Origin of the sequence: Testudinibacter sp. 'clade 2', assembly GCF_006227735.1 — a bacterium.
Taxonomy (GTDB): Bacteria; Pseudomonadota; Gammaproteobacteria; order Enterobacterales; family Pasteurellaceae; genus Chelonobacter.
In genome coordinates this window covers 39933-57963 of record NZ_VDHB01000034.1, presented here as the reverse complement: position 1 = coordinate 57963, position 18031 = coordinate 39933, and the positions used below count along the sequence as shown (strand labels likewise).

Genomic DNA, 18031 nt, shown 5'->3' with positions numbered 1-18031 from the left:
TAATCCGCCCCTACTTTTATAATATCACTCGTGTATTTTAATCTTTGCCAGCAGTCTGAGCAGGATTATAGCAAATCCTGCTATGAATTAGTCATTTTTCAGATAAATGGTGGCATTCACCTGAATTTTCAAGTCAGCTAAACCGCTTTCCACCTGCATGCTCGGTGCTTCGGAGGAAGAGAAAACCGCTTTGCGTTCATAATAAACCGGTTGGTTATCTACCCCCAGATCGCTCGGACTGCCTAGATCCAGATTAGCAATTTGGTAACCCTTGGTTTGTAGATTTTGGCTGATCAGTTCGGCTTTTTGTTTAAATGCCTGCAATGCTTCTTCCGTCATCTGTTTTTCTAAGCTTTGTTTTTTCTGGTCTGAGAGCGTAAAGCGGATATTTTGTACCGCCAATTGCTCGCTGACGCTGGCGATCAGATCGGAAAGTGCGGTAAAGTCTTGGCTTTCCAAGGTGATTTCGCCGTAATCAATCCAACCGCTCGGTTTACCTTGTTTATCATAACTGATATTGGTACGGCGGTTGGTCATGCCTGTTTGAATTTGGCGTTTTTTGGCTTCTTCAACCACGAGATTGAGTTTTTGAGTGACAATCGGACTGACCTCTTTTAAGGTTTTACCGGATTGCTGGGCATAAAGCACCACTTGCATCATATCGCGTTCTACTTGGCGTGACACTTGCACTGAAAAACTGACCTGTTGTTCTGGCTTGGTCGATTCAGCAGCTTGTGCCGGCAGCGCGCTGACCAGCAATAAAATGCCGGAAGTGATAAACCCTTTAACTCTTTTCATATTGATTTCCTTAATAAAAATAGCATATTGTTAAACCTGCAGCCAAAACGTCACCGGACCGTCATTGATTAAGCTGACTTGCATCTCTGCAGCAAATCTTCCGCATGCGGTGTTGATCTGCTGGCTACACTGTTGACTGAAATAATCATACAGCTGTTCCGCCAGCTGTGGCGATGCACCGTTAGAAAAACTGGGGCGCAAGCCTTTGTTGGTATCCGCTGCCAATGTAAACTGAGACACCACTAACACGCTTCCGTTCGCTTGCTTGACATTTAAATTCATTTTACCGTCTTGATCGGCAAACACTCGATAAGCCAATACTTTGTCCAATAAGCGTTTGGCTTTTTCGCTATTGTCGTCTTTTTCCACGCCGAGCAGCACCAGCAAACCGCACTTTATCTCACCAATGGTTTGTCCTTCAATGCTGACTGAAGCTTGTTTAACTCTTTGAATCAATGCGATCATTTTTTTGTTGTTCTCCGTTATCAGGTGCAGTTTGCGTAGCAATTTTTTGTGTTAAACGTTGCAACTCTTCGGATAGTTTTTGTTGTTTATTTTGCGACTCTTTATGCAAGTCCAATTGCCCGGTGTGGACCAAATGGAAATCTTCCAGCACTGCTGTCAATTGCGCCCCCAGTAACACAAAAGTCCAACTCAATTGAATCCACAGCAGCAGAATCGGCAGCGTCGCTAAGGCGCCATAAATCAGTTGGTAAGACGGAAAGGCAGTCATGTACCAAGTGAATCCTTTTTTGCCAAGAGTAAAAAAGATGGCGGCAACTAACGCACCGATCATCGCATAACGCAGATTAACTTTGGTGTTCGGTACCACGGTATAAATCAGGGTAAAAGCAAGCCAAGTCAAGACAAACGGCACCAGACTGAGCAATTTGGTGCCGAAAGACATCACCGTTTGATGGCTAAAAAATTGAATAGAAAAAATGTAAGAACTGACAATCAGACTGACCGCGAGGAACAGCGGGCCAAGGGTTAAAATCATCCAATATATTGCAAAAGAAAACAACGGCGTGCGCGAATTGGTGTTCGGCCAAATATCATTCAACGTGCGGTCGATGGAAGAGATCAACATCAACGCTACCACGATCAAACCGATCACGCCGATACCGCTCATTTTTTTCGAGTTGGCGACAAATTCGTTTAAATATTGTTGCAGCACGCCACCGGTTTCCGGTGCAAAATTGTCAAAAATCAGACTTTGTATTTGCCCGCTGACTTCGTTAAACACCGGAAAGGCAGCAAAAATCGCCAACACCACCATCATCAACGGCACTAGCGCCAGCATGGTACTGTAAGTCAAATAGCCCGCCGCCATATTCAGTTTGTTTTCATTAAAGCGGTGCCAAAATAGTTTGAGAAAAATCAATAGTTGTGAAAAAAAACGTATCATTATTTGATCCTTGTGTCAGCTTGCCAGCCAGTTGCGCAACATCTGCTCCCCGTGTTCAGTGATAAAGGATTCAGGGTGAAATTGCACCCCAAAAATCGGCAAAGTGCGGTGCTGCATCGCCATCAACGTGCCGTCTTGATCGACAGCCGTTGCTTGCAGGCATGGCGGCAAATTTTTAATTGCCCACGAATGGTAAAGCCCTATCTTAAAGGATTGTGGCAGGTTTTTAAACAGTAAGCTGTCGTCAGTTTGCCGCAATACCGCACTTCGCCCATGTCGAATCTGCGCCAAATTGTACAACTCGCCACCAAAAAACTGGCATAGGGTCTGATGTCCCAAGCACACCCCAAGTATCGATTTTTGCTGATGATAGCGGTGTAAAACTTCAAATAATTGCGGATATACCGACGGCACATCCGGCCCCGGTGAGATTAAAAGATGGCTGAAATCGGCCACCCGATCCAAATCCACGTTTTCGGTATCACACACCTGCATCTCCAGTCCCTCAATCCGCCGCAGCAAATCGACCAGATTATAGGTGAAAGAGTCATGGTTGTTGATGATCAGTAGCATGCTTATCCTTTTGTTTTCACTTCCCAAGCCCCGTTTTTTTTGGCACCGTGAAAGGTGAGTTTGCCTTGCTGTTTTAGTTTGGCTACCGCACGTTCGACCGCACTTGATGAGCGGTTAATCTGCTTGGCGACTTCGGATAGGGTTAGGTTGGGATTCTGTTGCAATAATAGAAGAATTTTTTCAGGCGTTTTTACCTGTATTTCTACCAGCGTTTTTTCCTGCATTTTCATCGGTATTGCTTCGGTGAGGATCGCTTGTTGTAGTGCAGATTGCAATGTATCCAGTAAAAATTCAATAAATGCCGAACAATCCGCTGTAAGAGCGGCTTGATTGAGAAGGCGATAATATTCTGGTTGATGATGCTTAATCATAGTTTCAACCGGTAAATAAGCCAATAATGGATGCCAACGGCTTAAAATAAGGGTTTGCCATAAACGCCCGATGCGTCCGTTGCCATCGCTAAACGGATGGATAAACTCCAATTCATAATGGAAGGCAGTGGATGCAATGAGCGGGTGGGCATCGGTATTGGCAAGCCACGCTAAGAGCTGCGCCATTAAGCGAGGGACTTGAGTCACCGGTGGTGCCATATGTACCAATTTTTCACCGCGATAAATACCGACACCCTGGTTACGCCATTGGCCAGCATCAGTAATCAGTCCATACATTAACATACAGTGTGCTTCTAATAAGTCCTCTGCACGATAGGGTTGCCAGTGCGGCATGGCTTCATAAGCCGCAAAAGCATTGTGTACTTCCTGAATTTCTTTTGCAGTGCCTAGCACAGTTTTCCCTTCGATTACCGCAGTTACTTGTTCTAAGGTTAGCGTGTTATGCTCAACGGCCAGAGAAGCTTGTATCGTTCTGATGCGATTTTCTCGGCGTAGTATCGGTACTAAGCCGTTAGGATTGCCCGCTGACCAGCGTCCCAGTAATTCAGAAATAGATGCCACTAGGCTTATCATTTTGTGGGTTAACTGAAATGGCGGAGAGTAGGGCATCCGATATCCTTAGGGTCTGTTGTTTAATTTTATCTTCGATTTGTGTTTTGGCAGCACCATTTTATCCATAAATTTAAATAACTGCCAACCGCACGTTGTGTTTACTCAATCCCAACCAGCTTATGAGTTTGTAAACTCAGTTGCCATTTAGGGCGTTTGCCCGACAATGATTCGGGACGTTGGTTGAGTTCGCCCAGTTTGCGAATGGTATCCAGCAAATTCATCTCGCCCTGTTGTTCGCAGGGGGAGAGGTAGTAGTGATCGGCTTGCACCTGTTGTTCAAGCTGTTGGCAGAACGGCAGAATATCGCCGTCGTTGACGATCCGCACTTCGTGTGCGAACGGGATACCACGTTGCTGATATTTGTGGTGATACAGCCGTTTCGGGCTGGTGGCGATGTAGTCGATTTGCGGCGGAATTGGTTTTAAGCCGTTGGTTTCGATTGCCAGAAAATAGCCGTCTGCTTTGAGTTGATCGAGTAGTGCCGAGAGCCTAGGCTGAATTGTCGGTTCGCCGCCGGTGATGATGATGTTTTTCGCGGTGTATGACCGCACTTTTTGTATAATCTGGTTCAACGTCCACCGTGTAAAGCGATTGTAGTCGGTGTCACACCACGGGCAGGCGAGGTTGCATTTGCCGAAGCGGATAAAAATGCTCGGCATGCCGGTGTTGAAGCCTTCCCCTTGCAGACTTTCAAAGATTTCAACAATATTGTAGTGAATTTCGCTGCTCATTTGGTGTCCGTTATTGGTTACAAGAGTATTCACAAAATGAAGTCGGCGTTTCCCACAAACGCACAGCAGAAATTGGCAAACCCGCTTGTTGTAGCCGTTGGAAAATAAATTGCGACATTAATTCGGCGGTGGTGCGGTAGGGGAGGGCAAACACTTTGGAATCCAATTCTTGCAATAAGCGGGCAACTTTGCTTTCTTTTTCGCTATTTTCATCGAAGATAAATGCATGATCCATCGGTTTGATGATCAGCTCATTTACCGTATTTTTCAGATCACTGTAGTCCATCACCATACCGCACTTTGCCGGATCGGTCAGTAGCGGTGCACAGAGTTCAATTTGCAGTTTATAGGTGTGTCCGTGCAGATTCTTGCATTTGCCGTCGTGTCCGTCGAGCATATGCGCCATGTCGAAACTGAATTCTTTGCTGATTTTAAACATTTTGTGCCTCTTTTTCTGCCAAGTATTCGTTCAAACCTTTTTCGCGCAGTTTGCAGCTCGGGCATTTGTGACAACCGCCTTCGACGCCGAGGTAGCAGGTGTGGGTGTGTCGTTGCACATAATCTAAGCCGTCCAATTGATCGGCAAGCGCCCAGGTCTGTTTTTTATCCAGATACATCAGCGGGGTTTGGATATTAAAGTTGTAATCCATTGCCAGATTGAGGGTGACGTTCATCGATTTGATAAACACATCACGGCAGTCGGGATAACCGCTGAAATCGGTTTCGCATACGCCGGTGATGATGTCGTGAATGCCTTGTCCTTTGGCATAAATGGCAGCGTACAACAGAAACAGGGCATTGCGTCCATCGACAAAGGTGTTTGGCATTTCGTCGGCATTTTGGCTGATGACCGCACTTTGATCCATCAGGGCGTTAGTCGTGATGGCTTTGATGACGCTGGTGTCGATCAAGGTTTGTTTTACGCCGAGATCCTGTGCGATCCATTGCGCTTTTTCCAGTTCAATGGCGTGGCGTTGTCCGTATTGAAAGGTCACGGCTTCGACATTTTCTCTGCCGTAGTAGTGAATTGCCTGTAGCAGGCAGGTGGTGGAATCTTGTCCGCCGGAGAAGATCACCAGCGCTTTTTTGGTGTTATTTTGCATAATTTGTCCTAGTTTTTTTGCGTGGGAGGGTTACGAACCACGGTGGTTAAAGGCTGGGCATTTTACAGGATTTTATGCGGGAAGCATACTGCACTTTGGTTTTATATCTTTTATTTTAAATTTAACCATCGGATTTCGCCGATGGCGACTTACTTTTCTTTGCTTCGCCAAAGAAAAGATAAGCAAAAGAAAGGCGCCCCCAATTGTAGTGCTGATCTTCGCCTTTGCTAATTTCTACGCTCAATTTGTAAACTCGCTACGCTCAAACACGACAAATTGAGCTTGAAATCTTCACGCAAACGCTCAGGCACTCCAGATGGGGAATTGAAAACCAACCGCACCGCACTTTCATTTTTCTTTTCTGCTTTTAAAACCTCGTACTTTGCGACGTGTTTTTCGGGTTCCCTTGTGAACTGCCTGAGCGTGTGTGAAATTTGTAGGGAAATTTTTCTTTTGTTTGAGGAGCGAAGCGACGAGTCTTAAAAATTTTCCGTTAAGCAAATTCACACTAAGCGAAGATCAGCAGTTCAGTAGGGTGAGCTTGCGAGTAAAAGTATGGTCGTCGAGGCGAAAAAGCGATAGTGATAAAAAAAGCAAATCGTCATCGGCGAAACCCGATAGCGTTATTCGGCTTTCTCGTGTGGTAAAACCAAATTGAGCGTGAGTGCTAATAATGAACCGACGGTGATGCCGGAGCCGAAAATCTCTTTTACGAACGACGGCAGTTTGTCCAGAATTTCCGGGCGGGTGGTGACGGCTAGACCACAGCCGATGGAGATGGCGATAATCAAACCGTTGCGTTTGTTGCGCTCGACCTTATCCAACATCTGAATCCCGGCAGCGATGATCATCGCAAACATCATCAAGCCCGCGCCGCCTAATACCGGCAGCGGAATAGAGACAATCAGCGCCCCGAAAATCGGGAATAGTCCGGCAAGTACCAGCAATGCGCCAGTAATGGTTACCACATAACGGCTGGCAACACCGGTCAGTGAAATCACGCCGATATTTTGTGAAAAAGACGAAAACGGGGTGGTAGACATCACCGCAGCCAGCGCCGAGCCCAGACCATCGCACAGCACCCCGCCACGCAGGTGTTTGCCGCTGATTTCTGTTTGGGTGGCGTTGCCGAGTGCTAAAAAGTTACCGCTGGATTCGACAATCGTCACCAAATAGGCAATGCTCATGCCGATAATGCCTGAAATCGGGAACGCCAACCCGAAATGCAACGGTTGCGGCAGGGCAAATGCCTCGGCCTGCTGCACACCGCTGAAATCGATCCAACCGAGCAAAAGTGCGGTAATGTAACCGGTAAACATACCGATCACAATCGCCGCTGTCGAGAAGATGCCCTTGCCCCATTGCACCAGAATCACCACGATAGTTAACACAAAAAATGCCATCGCCAGATTTTGCGGCGAAGCGTACTGCTCATCACCACGTTGCCCACCGGCAAACCAATCGACTGCCACCGGAATCAAACTCAAGCCAATCATCATCACGACAGTTCCGGTGACCACCGGCGGAAACAGTTTGCGAATGGTCGGCATAAAGAAACTGCCGATAATCATCACCAATGAGCCGACCAGTGACGCCCCTAAAATCCCGGCAACCCCGTCTTGACTGAAACCAATCGCCAAGGCGGCGGCAACAAAGGTGAAACTGGTGCCCATCACACTGGGCAAACGGATGCCGATCGGGCCGATGCCTTGGCATTGAATCATGGTGACCACACCGGAAATCAGCAGTGCCGCATTGACCAAAATAATGGTGTCACTGCTCGGCAGTTGCAGCACATTGCCGATCACCAACGGCACGGCGATAATCCCACCCAGCGCCGCCAGCAAATGCTGTGCTCCCAACAACAGACTTAACAAAAAGGGTGGTTTGTCTTCAACGGAGTAGAGTAGTTTGTTCATTTATAGATTACCTTAGGTTGTTAATAAAAAATTTTCTGAGTTTGTTATTTCGTTTAGTAGTTTAGCGCATTAACTGTATCGTACTTTTATTAATAAAGTACGGTTTAAAACCTTGTACGCTACGGCGTGTTTTCGGTTCCCTAATGAACTGCCTGAGCGGGTGTGAAATTTGTAGGGAAATTTTTTTGTTTGAGCGTAGCGAGTCTGCCCGCATAGCGGGCGAATTAAAAATTTTCCGTTAAGCAAATTCACACTGAGTGAAGATCAGCAGTTCAATAGGGTGTGTTTATTCGCTTCGCTCACCCTTCGGGCTGTTGCCAAAGGCAACATGCAAACGCAATCGTTTGTCTTTTGCCAACTTTCTTTGCACAAGCAAAGAAAGTTGGGCGCCGTTGGGCGAAACAGCGATAGTTAAACGTCAAATAATAGATAAAAGACCAAGCAAGATCAACAGACCCTACTATCGGCGAAAATAGATAAAAAAATACCAACTGTAAAAACAATTGGTATTCACAGTGCGGTCTGGTTATTCGTCGATATAGCCCAAACTACGCAGCGCACGTTCGTCGTCCGCCCAGCCGGATTTAACTTTCACCCACAGTTCCAGATGGACTTTATTATCAAACAGTTTTTCCATGTCGGCACGGGCTTCGATACCAATGGTTTTAATCTTCTGCCCCTGATGACCGATGACCATCTTTTTCTGCCCTTCACGCTCCACCAAAATCAAACCGTTGATCTCATAAGTGCCGCGCTCGTTGGTTTTAAACTGCTCGATTTCCACCGTCACCGAATACGGTAACTCTTCCCCCATAAAGCGCATCAATTTCTCGCGAATAATTTCGGATGCCATAAACCGCTCGGAACGATCGGTAATATGATCTTCCGGGAAATGGTGGATGCCGGGACGCAGTGATTGCTGTACAATTTTTTTCAGCTGGTGCACATTGTTGCCACGTTGGGCTGAAATTGGCACCGTAGCTTTAAACTCAAAGCGCTTATTCAGTTCGGTGATAAACGGCAGCATCTCGTCTTTATTTTTGACATTATCAATTTTATTGATCACCAGAATCACCGGCGCTTTGGCGGCACGCAGTTTATTCAGCACCATCTCGTCATCGTCGGTCCAATGAGTACCGTCTACCACGAAGAAAATCAGATCGACATCACCGATCGCACTGCTGGCGGCTTTGTTCATCAAACGGTTGATCGCCCGTTTTTCCTCAATATGCAGCCCCGGTGTATCCACATAAATCGCCTGATAAGCGCCGTCGGTATCAATGCCGACAATGCGGTGGCGGGTGGTTTGCGCTTTGCGTGAGGTGATCGAAATTTTTTGGCCTAACAATTTATTCAACAGTGTCGATTTGCCCACATTCGGGCGACCGACAATCGCAATAAAGCCGCAATAGGTTTGTGGAATTTCATCGGTTGTTTTTGTAGTTGTGTCTGGGATTAGCTCGCTCATAAAGTTGCCTATTGGGTTAAATTAAGTTGTTTCAGAATGGCTTCGGCGGCCGATTGTTCAGCCTTGCGACGGCTTTGTCCTTGCCCGACCACGACTTTATCCAGGCTGCTGACCCGACATTCGACTTTAAACAGTTGTTTGTGCGCTTCCCCTTGAATATCAATCACTTCATATTCCGGCAGCGGTTGACGGTTGCCTTGCAGGTACTCCTGCAACCGGGTTTTCGGGTCTTTTTGATTGTCGCCCGGTTTAATCTCTGCCAGGAAGGTTTTATACCAGTTGCGCACCACCGGCATAATGTTTTCCAAGCCGCGATCCAGATACATTGCGCCGATGATGGCTTCCACGCCGTCAGACAAAATCGAATCGCGACGGTAGCCACCGCTCTTTAATTCGCCTTGTCCTAAGCGCAGGTAATCGCCCAGCCCGAATTCCCGTGCCAAAATCGCCAGCGTCTTTTCGCGTACCAACGTGGCACGCATCCGACTGAGATCGCCCTCATCCACTTTTTCAAACTGTTTAAACAACGCTTCGCCAATAATAAAATTCAGAATCGAATCGCCTAAAAATTCCAACCGTTCGTTGTGCTTACTGTCGGCGCTGCGGTGGGTCAGCGCCTGTTTCAATAAATCGGTTCGTTGAAATTGATAACCGATTTTACGTTGTAATCTATCGAGATCTTGCATAGTTTTGCCTAAGGGATTCTACTGAACAGGCGTTCGGTGCGGATACCGGTCGGCCATTCGTTGGCTTTTTTATCGAGGCTCAACCAGATCCAGCTGGCTTTGCCGACCAGTGCTTTTTCCGGCACAAAGCCCCAGAAACGGCTGTCATCACTGTTGTCACGGTTGTCGCCCATCATAAAATATTCGCCTTCCGGCACCGTCCATTCACCCGGTGGATTGCCAGCCTGTTTGTAATAAGCGGCATCATAATAGAAACGTACCGGGTTGAGTAGAATTTGATGCGTTACTGCCCCTTTTTCGGTCATTTCGATTTGTGCATTGCCGTGATAGAAAAAGTCCGGGTTGGCTTTGGCATCGCTGTATTGGTAAGTTTCCGGCGCACAAACGGCAGAACCGCACTTGGCCGGGGTGACGGTCAGTGTGCCGTTGGCTTGATCATATTTGATATGATCACCGGGCAGTCCGACAACACGTTTAATATAATCCACATTGGGTTGCGGTGGGGCTTTAAACACCACGACATCGCCCCTCTTCGGTTCACCGACAGGGATCAAGGTATTTTGCAAAATAGGATCTTTAATGCCGTAAGCGTATTTTTCCACCACCACAAAATCGCCGATACGCAGGCTCGGCTCCATTGAGCCGGACGGAATCTGAAACGGTTCGAACAGGAAAGAGCGCACCAACAACACAATCGCCAGCACCGGAAATAAGGAGGCGATAAATTCGCTGCCTTCCGAAATCGGCTCGACTCGCGCCCGTTCTTCTTCGCTTAAGCTTTTGCCGCTGCGTTGCTCCAGCCGTGCGATTTGGCGTTGGCGTTTCGGTTCGGCAGAAAAACGGTTATAGCACCACGTTGCCCCGGCGATCAGAGTGAAGATAATCAATAGAATTGAAAAGGTATTTGGCAGTGCTAAATTGTCCAATACTTTCCATAAAATATAACCGCTGACTAACAGAATCGGCAGAAAAAATTTCGACATTAGCTTTCCTTATTTGTCTTTGCCAACATGTAAAATGGCTAAAAACGCCTCTTGCGGCACTTCTACGTTGCCCAATGACTTCATGCGCTTTTTACCCTCTTTTTGTTTCTGCAACAGCTTTTTCTTACGGCTGACGTCACCACCGTAACACTTCGCCAACACGTTTTTACGCAGCTGTTTCACCGTGGAACGGGCAATAATATGGTTGCCGATGGCCGCTTGAATCGCAATATCAAATTGCTGGCGCGGAATCAGCTCTTTCATTTTTTCCACCAATTCACGCCCGCGATACGGTGCGTTGTCTTTGTGCACGATTAACGCCAACGCATCGACCCGCTCGCTGTTGATCATAATATCGACCCGCACCATGTTCGCTGCTTGGAAACGTTTGAAGCTGTAATCCAACGAAGCGTAACCGCGCGAGGTTGATTTCAGGCGGTCGAAGAAATCCAACACCACTTCGCCCAGCGGAATTTCATAGGTCAATGCCACTTGGTTGCCGTGATACACCATATTGGTTTGCACACCGCGCTTTTCGATACACAGCGTGATTACATTGCCCAGATATTGCTGTGGCAACAGCATATTACACTCGGCAATCGGCTCGCGGATTTCGGCGATATTGTTCAACGGCGGCAGTTTTGCCGGGCTGTCGATATGTTCAAGCGTGCCGTCGTTCAATTCGACTTCATACACGACCGTCGGTGCGGTGGTGATCAAATCCAGATCATATTCCCGTTCTAACCGCTCTTGGATAATCTCCATATGCAGCAAGCCCAAGAAACCACAGCGGAAGCCGAAGCCAAGTGCGGTCGAGTTTTCTGGCTCGTAGAACAACGAGGCGTCGTTCAGGCTCAGTTTGCCCAAGGCATCACGGAAGGCTTCGTAATCGTCGGAGCTGATCGGGAATAGCCCGGCGTACACTTGTGGTTTGACTTTTTTGAAGCCGGGCAGTGGCTTGTCAGCGGATTTGTGTTGCAAGGTTAAGGTATCGCCGACCGGCGCACCCAGAATATCTTTGATGCCGCATACGATCCAACCCACTTCACCGCACTTCAGTTCGGTGGTATCAACCTGTTTCGGGGTGAAAATCCCCAAACGATCAACGCCGTAGGAGATGCCGGTGCTCATCACTTTGATTTTATCGTTTTTCTTCAACGTGCCGTTTTTGATCCGCACCAACGAGACCACGCCCAAGTAGTTGTCAAACCAGGAATCGATAATCAGCGCTTGCAGCGGAGCGTCTGGATCACCCTCCGGTGGTGGGATTTCTTTAACGATCACTTCCAATACGTCTTCGATGCCTACGCCGGTTTTGGCCGAACAGCGCACCGCATCGGCGGCTTCGATGCCGACAATGTCTTCGATCTCTTCCGCCACCCGTTCCGGATCGGCGGCAGGCAGGTCAATTTTATTCAGAATCGGCACCACGTTAAGATCCATGTCCAAGGCGGTGTAGCAGTTTGCCAGGGTTTGCGCTTCCACGCCCTGTCCGGCATCGACCACCAACAACGCCCCTTCGCAGGCAGCGAGCGAACGCGAAACCTCATAGGAAAAGTCCACATGTCCCGGGGTGTCGATAAAGTTCAGTTGATAGGTTTGGCCGTCTTTGGCTTGATAATTCAGGGTGACACTTTGTGCTTTAATCGTGATCCCACGTTCACGCTCCAGATCCATCGAATCCAGAACCTGTTCCGCCATTTCACGATCACTCAAGCCGCCACAGGTTTGAATCAAGCGGTCGGACAGGGTCGATTTGCCGTGGTCGATATGGGCGATAATGGAAAAGTTACGAATATTTTTCATCTAAAAAGGGTTCTCTATGCCAATTTTTATTCACAAATTAATTGACGGATTGTACCTGAATATTGGCTTGGGTGCTATAGACGTGATATTGTAAAACAGCATTATTCAATCAAGCAGAGCATGTTTATTGTTTTAATATCTTCGCTTTGGAAACGGGGCTGGACATTGCAGGTGAAATCATGGCGCTCAAGATCAACAGATCCTAGAGGTTACGTAAAGAGATAAGCGAAATGGCAAAAAAATTAACGCAAAAACAGCAGGAATTATTATCAAATTTATCAGCAGAAACCTTGCTAGATTTAGTGAAAACCTTGATGTCAAGTAATGACATGGTCAATAACTATGTTGTGCGGGAATATTTATCCAGCAAGGCGGATGCCGTGAAAGCGATTGAACGAGAATATCGCAAGCGGGCACGCCGACGTCCTGTTTATGATTATTGGCAATCGCATACTTTTTTTATTGAATTGGCGCAGGATATTGGCGAGCCCTTATTCCAGTTGTCCGCGCAGGAGCCTGATGCGGTATTCAAATTGATTCGTACGCTGTTACAAGATGTGGAACGGCTCTTTGAGGCGCACGATACTTCTTCCGGCAGCTGGTTTGAATATGTTTCGGTCTTACATCAGACCTGGTTAAAAGCCGCCGGTTTATTGTTTAAGCAACAAAAGTTACCTAATCTCGGTCGACATTATGTTGAGTTATATGATAGTGATGATCATTTTGAAGCCTCTGTGCTGACAGATGATCTTCATTTATTGGGACATCAGGCATTGCAAGTGATTCGAGACTATCTCTGTTTGCTTGACGGTGAGGAACGCTATCGAAATGAAGCGATAGTCATCAGTATTGCATTAAAGGATCTGGATTTTCTTGCACAACATTATCGAACCCAGCGTTTTACCAACACACCAAGTTTGTTGAAATATGCCGAGCTGCTGATTGACGAGTTGCTGCTTGACCAGGCAGTTGAGGTATTAACGTTTTGCAATGATAGCAATCAGTTTAATAGGGGTGAACAAGAGCAAGGTAATCGATTATTGTTGCGTGTCTACCAAGAAGAAGGAAACACAGCAGAGGCAAAAGCCTTATGCCGAGCCTGTTTTGCCAAAACGGCCAGCGTTTTTTATTATACCGAATACCTTAAACTGGCGCCGCAGCAAAGTGAAGCCGAGCGGCAGGATTTTCTGCAATTGGCAAAAACGCATGGCGAAGGCCACTATATTAAACTGCTGCTGGAGCTGGGGGAGGGCAAGGTATTGGATCAGCTGTTATTGGAATTACAAACTCAGCAAGCGGATAGCTGGTACGAACAATATAAATCTCAGTTATCGGTCTCATTGCTCCGCCGTGAAACCAGCAAGCTGGCAAAATTAGGTTTTGCCGTTTCAGCGGTTATTTTACGCCGAGTATTGGTCGCCAGTGTGCTAAAAAATGCGCTGAGTCAATACTACCAATATGCCGTTTCAGATTTGAAAAAATCCTTTGATTATGCCAAAGCCTTACCAGCGGATTCAACGCTGGAGAGCCAGCAGGCGTTTTTGCAACGAATTTATGCACAACATTATCGCAAATACAGTTTTTGGCAGCGTTGCCTTGAGACACTGCCGCAAATCGATCATATGCTGACGAAATCGGCTTAAAACTGCGGTTTGTCAAAATATAAACAAAGATCAACAGACCCTAAGGGGAGAGGATGAAGTTATTTATTTATCAACACTGTCCGTTTTGTGTCAAAGCGGCGATGATTTTTGGTTTGAAAAACATGGCGGTGGAAAAAGTGGTACTGCTGGAAGACGATATTGCAACGCCAACGCAGATGGTCGGGCGCAAAGTAGTGCCGATTCTGCAAAAAGCCGACGGCAGTTTTATGCCGGAAAGCATGGATATTGTGCGCTATATCGATCAACTGGACGGTAAACCGCACTTGAGCGGTGCAACCAATCCGGCGATTAGCGACTGGTTGGATACGGTGAAAAATTTGGTTTCAGGGTTGATTATCCCGCGTTTCGCCCAAGCGCCGTTTGCCGAAATTGCAACCGCAGCAGCAAGAGAACGCTATATCCAGCGTATGACCAATTGGGTCGGTGATCTTGATCAACTGCTTGCCGACACGCCGTTATATTTACAACAACTGCAACCGCACTTGGACACATTAGCCACGTTAATTCAAAGCCAAAGTGCGGTCAACGGCACGCTGTCGGAAGATGATATTCACCTGTTCCCAACATTGCGTTCCTTAACCATTGTTAAGGATTTAGCGTTGCCGGAAAAAGTACGGGCTTATGTGGAAACCATGGCGCAGCGGAGCAAGGTTGAATTGCTTTATGCGATAGCAATTTAGTTTGGCAACTCAAAGTGCGGTTTGAAAATATCTAAACCTCGCTATTCAATCCAATAGCCTTTTACCCGATTTTGGCGGGCATCAAGTTTGCGTTGTGTACGCAGATATTGGCGAATGATTTTAGCTGCGTGGTGCTCAAATGCTCCCCAAACCGCATCAATTTGTGGAATAGTTTCTAAAATTTGGAGCAGGTTATCGGCACAGTTTGAGTAATGAATATGATGAATTTGGCTATTTTCGGGGAGCTGACTATTATTTAGGTAGTCTTGGTCTTCGATTTGATGGGTAATGCTAATTACTGTTGGCGGTAGCGGATTTTTCCAATTTTCGAGTAACCAAGCTACGGTTGGCAGTGAGGTTTCATCGGCAATTAACACGGTGTTACCCTGTTCTAAATGATCTGTTTTTTCGTTGTAGTCTCCCGCGCTGTGAATAATATCACCTTGTTGTAAGTTCCGTGACCAAACGCTGCCGGGCGTATTGCCGTGTAAAAAAACATCGACAAACGCAATGTCATTGAAGGCTACTGTTGCACTGCTTTTTTTGGCTTGGCGCAGGGTGTAATAACGCCGTTGTTCATTTATTTTTAATTCTGCCATATCCGGTATATGGTCAAATGTGGTTAAGCTAAAGTTCCAAGCGTAACCGGGTTTATCAATAGGGAGAGGTTGAGAGCTTTTTAGGGTAAGCCGACATATATTTTTGGTTATCATTTGGTTGTGCAGCACGTCAAAAAACTGGTGTTTAGCTTGTGATTGGCTGTCAGAAGAGCGTTCGATTGCTGTCATAGCGAGATGTCGGACTTTATGGTGAATTTCACCGGTAGCTAAAAACGGAATAAGATCCGTTTTCTGTTGATCACCGTATTGAATCGTTAATAACATTCCCTCTTCAAAAAGATCAATAAAATTAACAGTCTCAGTTTCAGAATTTAAATATACCCGGCTGATAGCAAGCAGTTCTCGATAGTGATCTTCGGTGACGTGTTCGATGATATCAATTTTTTGAATTTGGTCAGCTAAAGGGGTTCTTTTCATGCGGTAATCCTTGTAATAATTAACGGCATAGTCATCAAGGTGATTAATGCGGCGCCGATTGAAAGTAAAACAGTTGCTGAGTATCCAAAATAGTCAGCAGTAGCAAGGCTAAGTGTTGATGCTAAAATAGAGAACAGCATCGCGACAGCAATTTGCACGGTGTAAGCAATTGTTGGGGTTGTACTTTTAGCTGCCAAATCCATCATTATTGCGCTATTTAGGGTGAACATCGGGGCAAAACTGAGATAGCAGGCAGTAACCGCGAGATAAGCCCAAAGTGTATCGGTCTTTCCGAAAGAGAGAGGTAACAATGCGATAAGGCTGATAAGCTGAAGTGCGGTAAAGATACGGACAGTCTTTTTACGGCAGAATTTTTTGCTGAGTGGTACAACACTGATGACAGCAACTAAACCGATGAGAACACCGTAATTCATCATCATACCTATCTCTGTCATTGACCAACCGCCGTCGACCAAGGTGGGGGATAATATGCTGAATCCGCCGGAAAAGGCAATGGCGTAAATAAACAGCATTCCAAGCCAAGTGAGTTTTCCGTGCCAAAATCGAAAAAGCTCAAACCAGCCTTGCCTCAACGGTAAGGTTTGAATTTTTGTTTTAGTCGGTTCTTGGAAGCGAATGAGAAAAAATAATGGGATACAGCAGATAAGGGATAAAATAAGGATTGAACCTTGCCATTCTAAGTGTGGATACAGTATGACCAATCCACCGCCAACGAGATTGCCTAACATACCGCTACCGATTTGGATGCTATTGATGGTGGTGCGCTCAGTTTGTGAAAAGGCTGAACAGACTAAACCGTCAAGTGCTAAGTCTTGAAAACCTATAATTGCAGCAAAAATCAATAATACCAAGAATAAGGTATAAATTTGGGTAGTGGGATTAATGATGGTTATTGTCAGTAGGCTAAATACCATTAGGCATTGAACCGGGATTAACCAATTTTTAAAATGCCCACGTGCCGAGTGTCCAAAACGTTCAACAACGGGTGACCATAAAAAACGCAGTGAAAAAGGTAATACGATAAGTGGCATTAAACTTAAGGCATCAAGAGAAGCACCATGTTGGCGTAATAGAACAATCAAGGTCACTGACATAAAACTGAAGCCGATGTGTTGGCTGATATAGGTTGTGCCGAAAAGTAGCCAAACAAATAGAGATTTCTGCATATTATTTAATTTTGCTCGGGTAAATCCCGAATTGGTTATAAAATTGCTGGCTAAAACATTCAATTTTTCGATAGCCTGCCAGTTGTGCCGCTTCACTGACTAATGCTCCGCCTAAAAGAGCGTGTTTGGCGCGTTGCATTTTAATTTGGCGTAGATAGTTCATAATCGTGGTGTTGTAATGCTCTTTAAATTCACGTTGCAGGGTTGTAGTGTTGCTACAGCAGTATTGGGCGATTTGTTTCATATTCCAATCTATTGTTTGTTCGTCGTGTAATAAACTGAGTAAACGCTCCAAGCGTTTGGAGGCTATTTTTTTCTGCTGTTGACCGCTTATTTGCGGCGGAAAAAGTGTCTGCATCACTTCCAATAGCAAAGTCGTGCATAAATTATTTTGAATCGGTGTTTGCCACTGTGTTGGATGATCTTCACTGTGCATCAGTTGACGAATCAATAATTCTATACTGCCGGTTATTTTGAATTGATGTGGTACTGCTCGTTGTTCTAAGTGGAAAAACAGGGATTCATCAATACCGATATTGTCAATCCATTCTGGCTCAAAAAACAGGACAAGCTCTTTTTGTCGATAGCCGGCGTAGAATGATTTATTACCTTGTATTTCACAGCCTAAATTAGGCAATATCACTCCCTCTCCGCGGTTAAGGGTAATTGTTCGATCCGCATAATTGAGATGTGTTTGTCCTTCAAGGGTAAAAATCAAGCGTAAACTGGGGTGAAACAAAATCTGTTCACTGAATCGTTTTGGTTGACATTGCAGCTGAGCAAGTTTCCACGCAAGACCATTATCAAATTCTCGATAATTCATAATACCCAATAATTCTGGCGACGGATCGATATGCTGGTAAAATTTTGCTTTCATAATGGTTTTATTTGCTGGTAAGGGGGATAAAGTTACCTATTTGGTGTGTTATCCAGTAAGAATTTGGCTTAGAATATTTTTGATTTTATACGAATAGTTCTCTTTTT

18 protein-coding genes and 1 riboswitch are annotated in these 18031 nt (G+C 45.9%); of the genes, 2 read left to right on the top strand and 16 right to left on the bottom strand.

The genetic code is table 11. The features are described from left to right. Positions 1 to 87: 87 nt before the first annotated feature. From FHQ30_RS03890 to lepA, 13 genes are all read right to left on the bottom strand, one after another. Entirely contained in the window at positions 88 to 798 is a 711-nt protein-coding gene (locus tag FHQ30_RS03890; protein ID WP_139610769.1) for an SIMPL domain-containing protein, read from the bottom strand. Between the two features lie 30 nt (positions 799 to 828). After that, on the bottom strand, positions 829 to 1263 hold the full coding sequence (gene dtd, locus FHQ30_RS03885) for a D-aminoacyl-tRNA deacylase (RefSeq protein ID WP_139610768.1): 435 nt from the start codon (positions 1261 to 1263) through the stop codon (positions 829 to 831). After that, positions 1238 to 2206 (bottom strand): virulence factor BrkB family protein, encoded by a 969-nt coding sequence (locus FHQ30_RS03880; RefSeq protein WP_139610767.1) that lies wholly within the window; start codon positions 2204 to 2206, stop codon positions 1238 to 1240. The genes dtd and FHQ30_RS03880 overlap by 26 nt, the downstream gene beginning before the upstream one ends. A 15-nt stretch (positions 2207 to 2221) precedes the next feature. Continuing rightward, on the bottom strand, positions 2222 to 2779 hold the full coding sequence (locus FHQ30_RS03875; RefSeq protein ID WP_139610766.1) for an anthranilate synthase component II: 558 nt from the start codon (positions 2777 to 2779) through the stop codon (positions 2222 to 2224). A gap of 2 nt (positions 2780 to 2781) precedes the next feature. Then, positions 2782 to 3780 (bottom strand): Fic family protein, encoded by a 999-nt coding sequence (locus FHQ30_RS03870; protein WP_139610765.1) that lies wholly within the window; start codon positions 3778 to 3780, stop codon positions 2782 to 2784. A 101-nt stretch (positions 3781 to 3881) separates the two neighbouring features. Next, positions 3882 to 4514 (bottom strand): 7-carboxy-7-deazaguanine synthase QueE, encoded by a 633-nt coding sequence (locus FHQ30_RS03865; protein ID WP_139610764.1) that lies wholly within the window; start codon positions 4512 to 4514, stop codon positions 3882 to 3884. 10 nt (positions 4515 to 4524) lie between these two features. Continuing rightward, positions 4525 to 4953 (bottom strand): 6-carboxytetrahydropterin synthase QueD, encoded by a 429-nt coding sequence (gene queD / locus FHQ30_RS03860; protein WP_139610763.1) that lies wholly within the window; start codon positions 4951 to 4953, stop codon positions 4525 to 4527. Next, on the bottom strand, positions 4946 to 5617 hold the full coding sequence (gene queC, locus FHQ30_RS03855) for a 7-cyano-7-deazaguanine synthase QueC (RefSeq protein WP_139610762.1): 672 nt from the start codon (positions 5615 to 5617) through the stop codon (positions 4946 to 4948). The genes queD and queC overlap by 8 nt, the downstream gene beginning before the upstream one ends. 2 nt (positions 5618 to 5619) lie before the next feature. Beyond that, a riboswitch (PreQ1 riboswitch) is annotated at positions 5620 to 5664 on the bottom strand. Between the two features lie 576 nt (positions 5665 to 6240). Beyond that, a complete protein-coding gene (locus tag FHQ30_RS03850; RefSeq protein ID WP_139610761.1) occupies positions 6241 to 7536 on the bottom strand; it encodes a uracil-xanthine permease family protein in 1296 nt (431 codons plus the stop codon). Positions 7537 to 8062: 526 nt separating this feature from the next. Next, positions 8063 to 9004: a GTPase Era gene (gene era / locus FHQ30_RS03845; protein ID WP_139610760.1), complete on the bottom strand. Its 942-nt coding sequence runs from the start codon at positions 9002 to 9004 to the stop codon at positions 8063 to 8065. Between the two features lie 8 nt (positions 9005 to 9012). Then, positions 9013 to 9690, bottom strand: coding sequence for a ribonuclease III (gene rnc, locus FHQ30_RS03840; RefSeq protein WP_139610759.1), 678 nt, complete (start codon positions 9688 to 9690; stop codon positions 9013 to 9015). An 8-nt stretch (positions 9691 to 9698) separates the two neighbouring features. Beyond that, positions 9699 to 10673, bottom strand: a complete 975-nt coding sequence (gene lepB, locus FHQ30_RS03835) for a signal peptidase I (protein ID WP_139610758.1) — start codon at positions 10671 to 10673, stop codon at positions 9699 to 9701. Positions 10674 to 10682: 9 nt separating this feature from the next. Then, the gene (lepA, locus tag FHQ30_RS03830) at positions 10683 to 12479 is read right to left on the bottom strand and encodes a translation elongation factor 4 (protein ID WP_139610757.1); all 1797 of its coding nucleotides are present in this window, start codon (positions 12477 to 12479) and stop codon (positions 10683 to 10685) included. Between the two features lie 230 nt (positions 12480 to 12709). Here lepA and FHQ30_RS03825 point away from each other — a divergent pair, with 230 nt between their 5' ends. Together FHQ30_RS03825 and grxB are read left to right on the top strand one after the other, a co-directional pair. Continuing rightward, on the top strand, positions 12710 to 14122 hold the full coding sequence (locus FHQ30_RS03825; protein WP_139610756.1) for a DUF6880 family protein: 1413 nt from the start codon (positions 12710 to 12712) through the stop codon (positions 14120 to 14122). A gap of 53 nt (positions 14123 to 14175) precedes the next feature. After that, positions 14176 to 14823 (top strand): glutaredoxin 2, encoded by a 648-nt coding sequence (gene grxB, locus FHQ30_RS03820; RefSeq protein WP_139610755.1) that lies wholly within the window; start codon positions 14176 to 14178, stop codon positions 14821 to 14823. Between the two features lie 41 nt (positions 14824 to 14864). On the opposite strand, the gene FHQ30_RS03815 is transcribed toward grxB, so the two are convergent. From FHQ30_RS03815 to FHQ30_RS03805, 3 genes are read right to left on the bottom strand one after another with little or no spacing between them, the layout of a single operon-like run. Continuing rightward, complete coding sequence (locus tag FHQ30_RS03815; protein WP_139610754.1) at positions 14865 to 15860, bottom strand: siderophore-interacting protein; 996 nt, start codon at positions 15858 to 15860, stop codon at positions 14865 to 14867. Continuing rightward, a complete protein-coding gene (locus tag FHQ30_RS03810) occupies positions 15857 to 17143 on the bottom strand; it encodes an MFS transporter (RefSeq protein ID WP_139625144.1) in 1287 nt (428 codons plus the stop codon). Before FHQ30_RS03810 ends, FHQ30_RS03815 begins: the two co-directional genes overlap by 4 nt. Next, complete coding sequence (locus FHQ30_RS03805; RefSeq protein WP_139610752.1) at positions 17049 to 17924, bottom strand: helix-turn-helix transcriptional regulator; 876 nt, start codon at positions 17922 to 17924, stop codon at positions 17049 to 17051. The genes FHQ30_RS03810 and FHQ30_RS03805 overlap by 95 nt, the downstream gene beginning before the upstream one ends. Positions 17925 to 18031: the final 107 nt, after the last annotated feature.

Coding starts and splice junctions, on each gene's coding strand:
- FHQ30_RS03890 (WP_139610769.1), bottom strand. CDS start 798: ATGAAAAGAGTTAAAGGGTTTATCACTTCCGGCATTTTATTGCTGGTC.
- dtd (WP_139610768.1), bottom strand. CDS start 1,263: ATGATCGCATTGATTCAAAGAGTTAAACAAGCTTCAGTCAGCATTGAA.
- FHQ30_RS03880 (WP_139610767.1), bottom strand. CDS start 2,206: ATGATACGTTTTTTTTCACAACTATTGATTTTTCTCAAACTATTTTGG.
- FHQ30_RS03875 (WP_139610766.1), bottom strand. CDS start 2,779: ATGCTACTGATCATCAACAACCATGACTCTTTCACCTATAATCTGGTC.
- FHQ30_RS03870 (WP_139610765.1), bottom strand. CDS start 3,780: ATGCCCTACTCTCCGCCATTTCAGTTAACCCACAAAATGATAAGCCTA.
- FHQ30_RS03865 (WP_139610764.1), bottom strand. CDS start 4,514: ATGAGCAGCGAAATTCACTACAATATTGTTGAAATCTTTGAAAGTCTG.
- queD (WP_139610763.1), bottom strand. CDS start 4,953: ATGTTTAAAATCAGCAAAGAATTCAGTTTCGACATGGCGCATATGCTC.
- queC (WP_139610762.1), bottom strand. CDS start 5,617: ATGCAAAATAACACCAAAAAAGCGCTGGTGATCTTCTCCGGCGGACAA.
- FHQ30_RS03850 (WP_139610761.1), bottom strand. CDS start 7,536: ATGAACAAACTACTCTACTCCGTTGAAGACAAACCACCCTTTTTGTTA.
- era (WP_139610760.1), bottom strand. CDS start 9,004: ATGAGCGAGCTAATCCCAGACACAACTACAAAAACAACCGATGAAATT.
- rnc (WP_139610759.1), bottom strand. CDS start 9,690: ATGCAAGATCTCGATAGATTACAACGTAAAATCGGTTATCAATTTCAA.
- lepB (WP_139610758.1), bottom strand. CDS start 10,673: ATGTCGAAATTTTTTCTGCCGATTCTGTTAGTCAGCGGTTATATTTTA.
- lepA (WP_139610757.1), bottom strand. CDS start 12,479: ATGAAAAATATTCGTAACTTTTCCATTATCGCCCATATCGACCACGGC.
- FHQ30_RS03825 (WP_139610756.1), top strand. CDS start 12,710: ATGGCAAAAAAATTAACGCAAAAACAGCAGGAATTATTATCAAATTTA.
- grxB (WP_139610755.1), top strand. CDS start 14,176: ATGAAGTTATTTATTTATCAACACTGTCCGTTTTGTGTCAAAGCGGCG.
- FHQ30_RS03815 (WP_139610754.1), bottom strand. CDS start 15,860: ATGAAAAGAACCCCTTTAGCTGACCAAATTCAAAAAATTGATATCATC.
- FHQ30_RS03805 (WP_139610752.1), bottom strand. CDS start 17,924: ATGAAAGCAAAATTTTACCAGCATATCGATCCGTCGCCAGAATTATTG.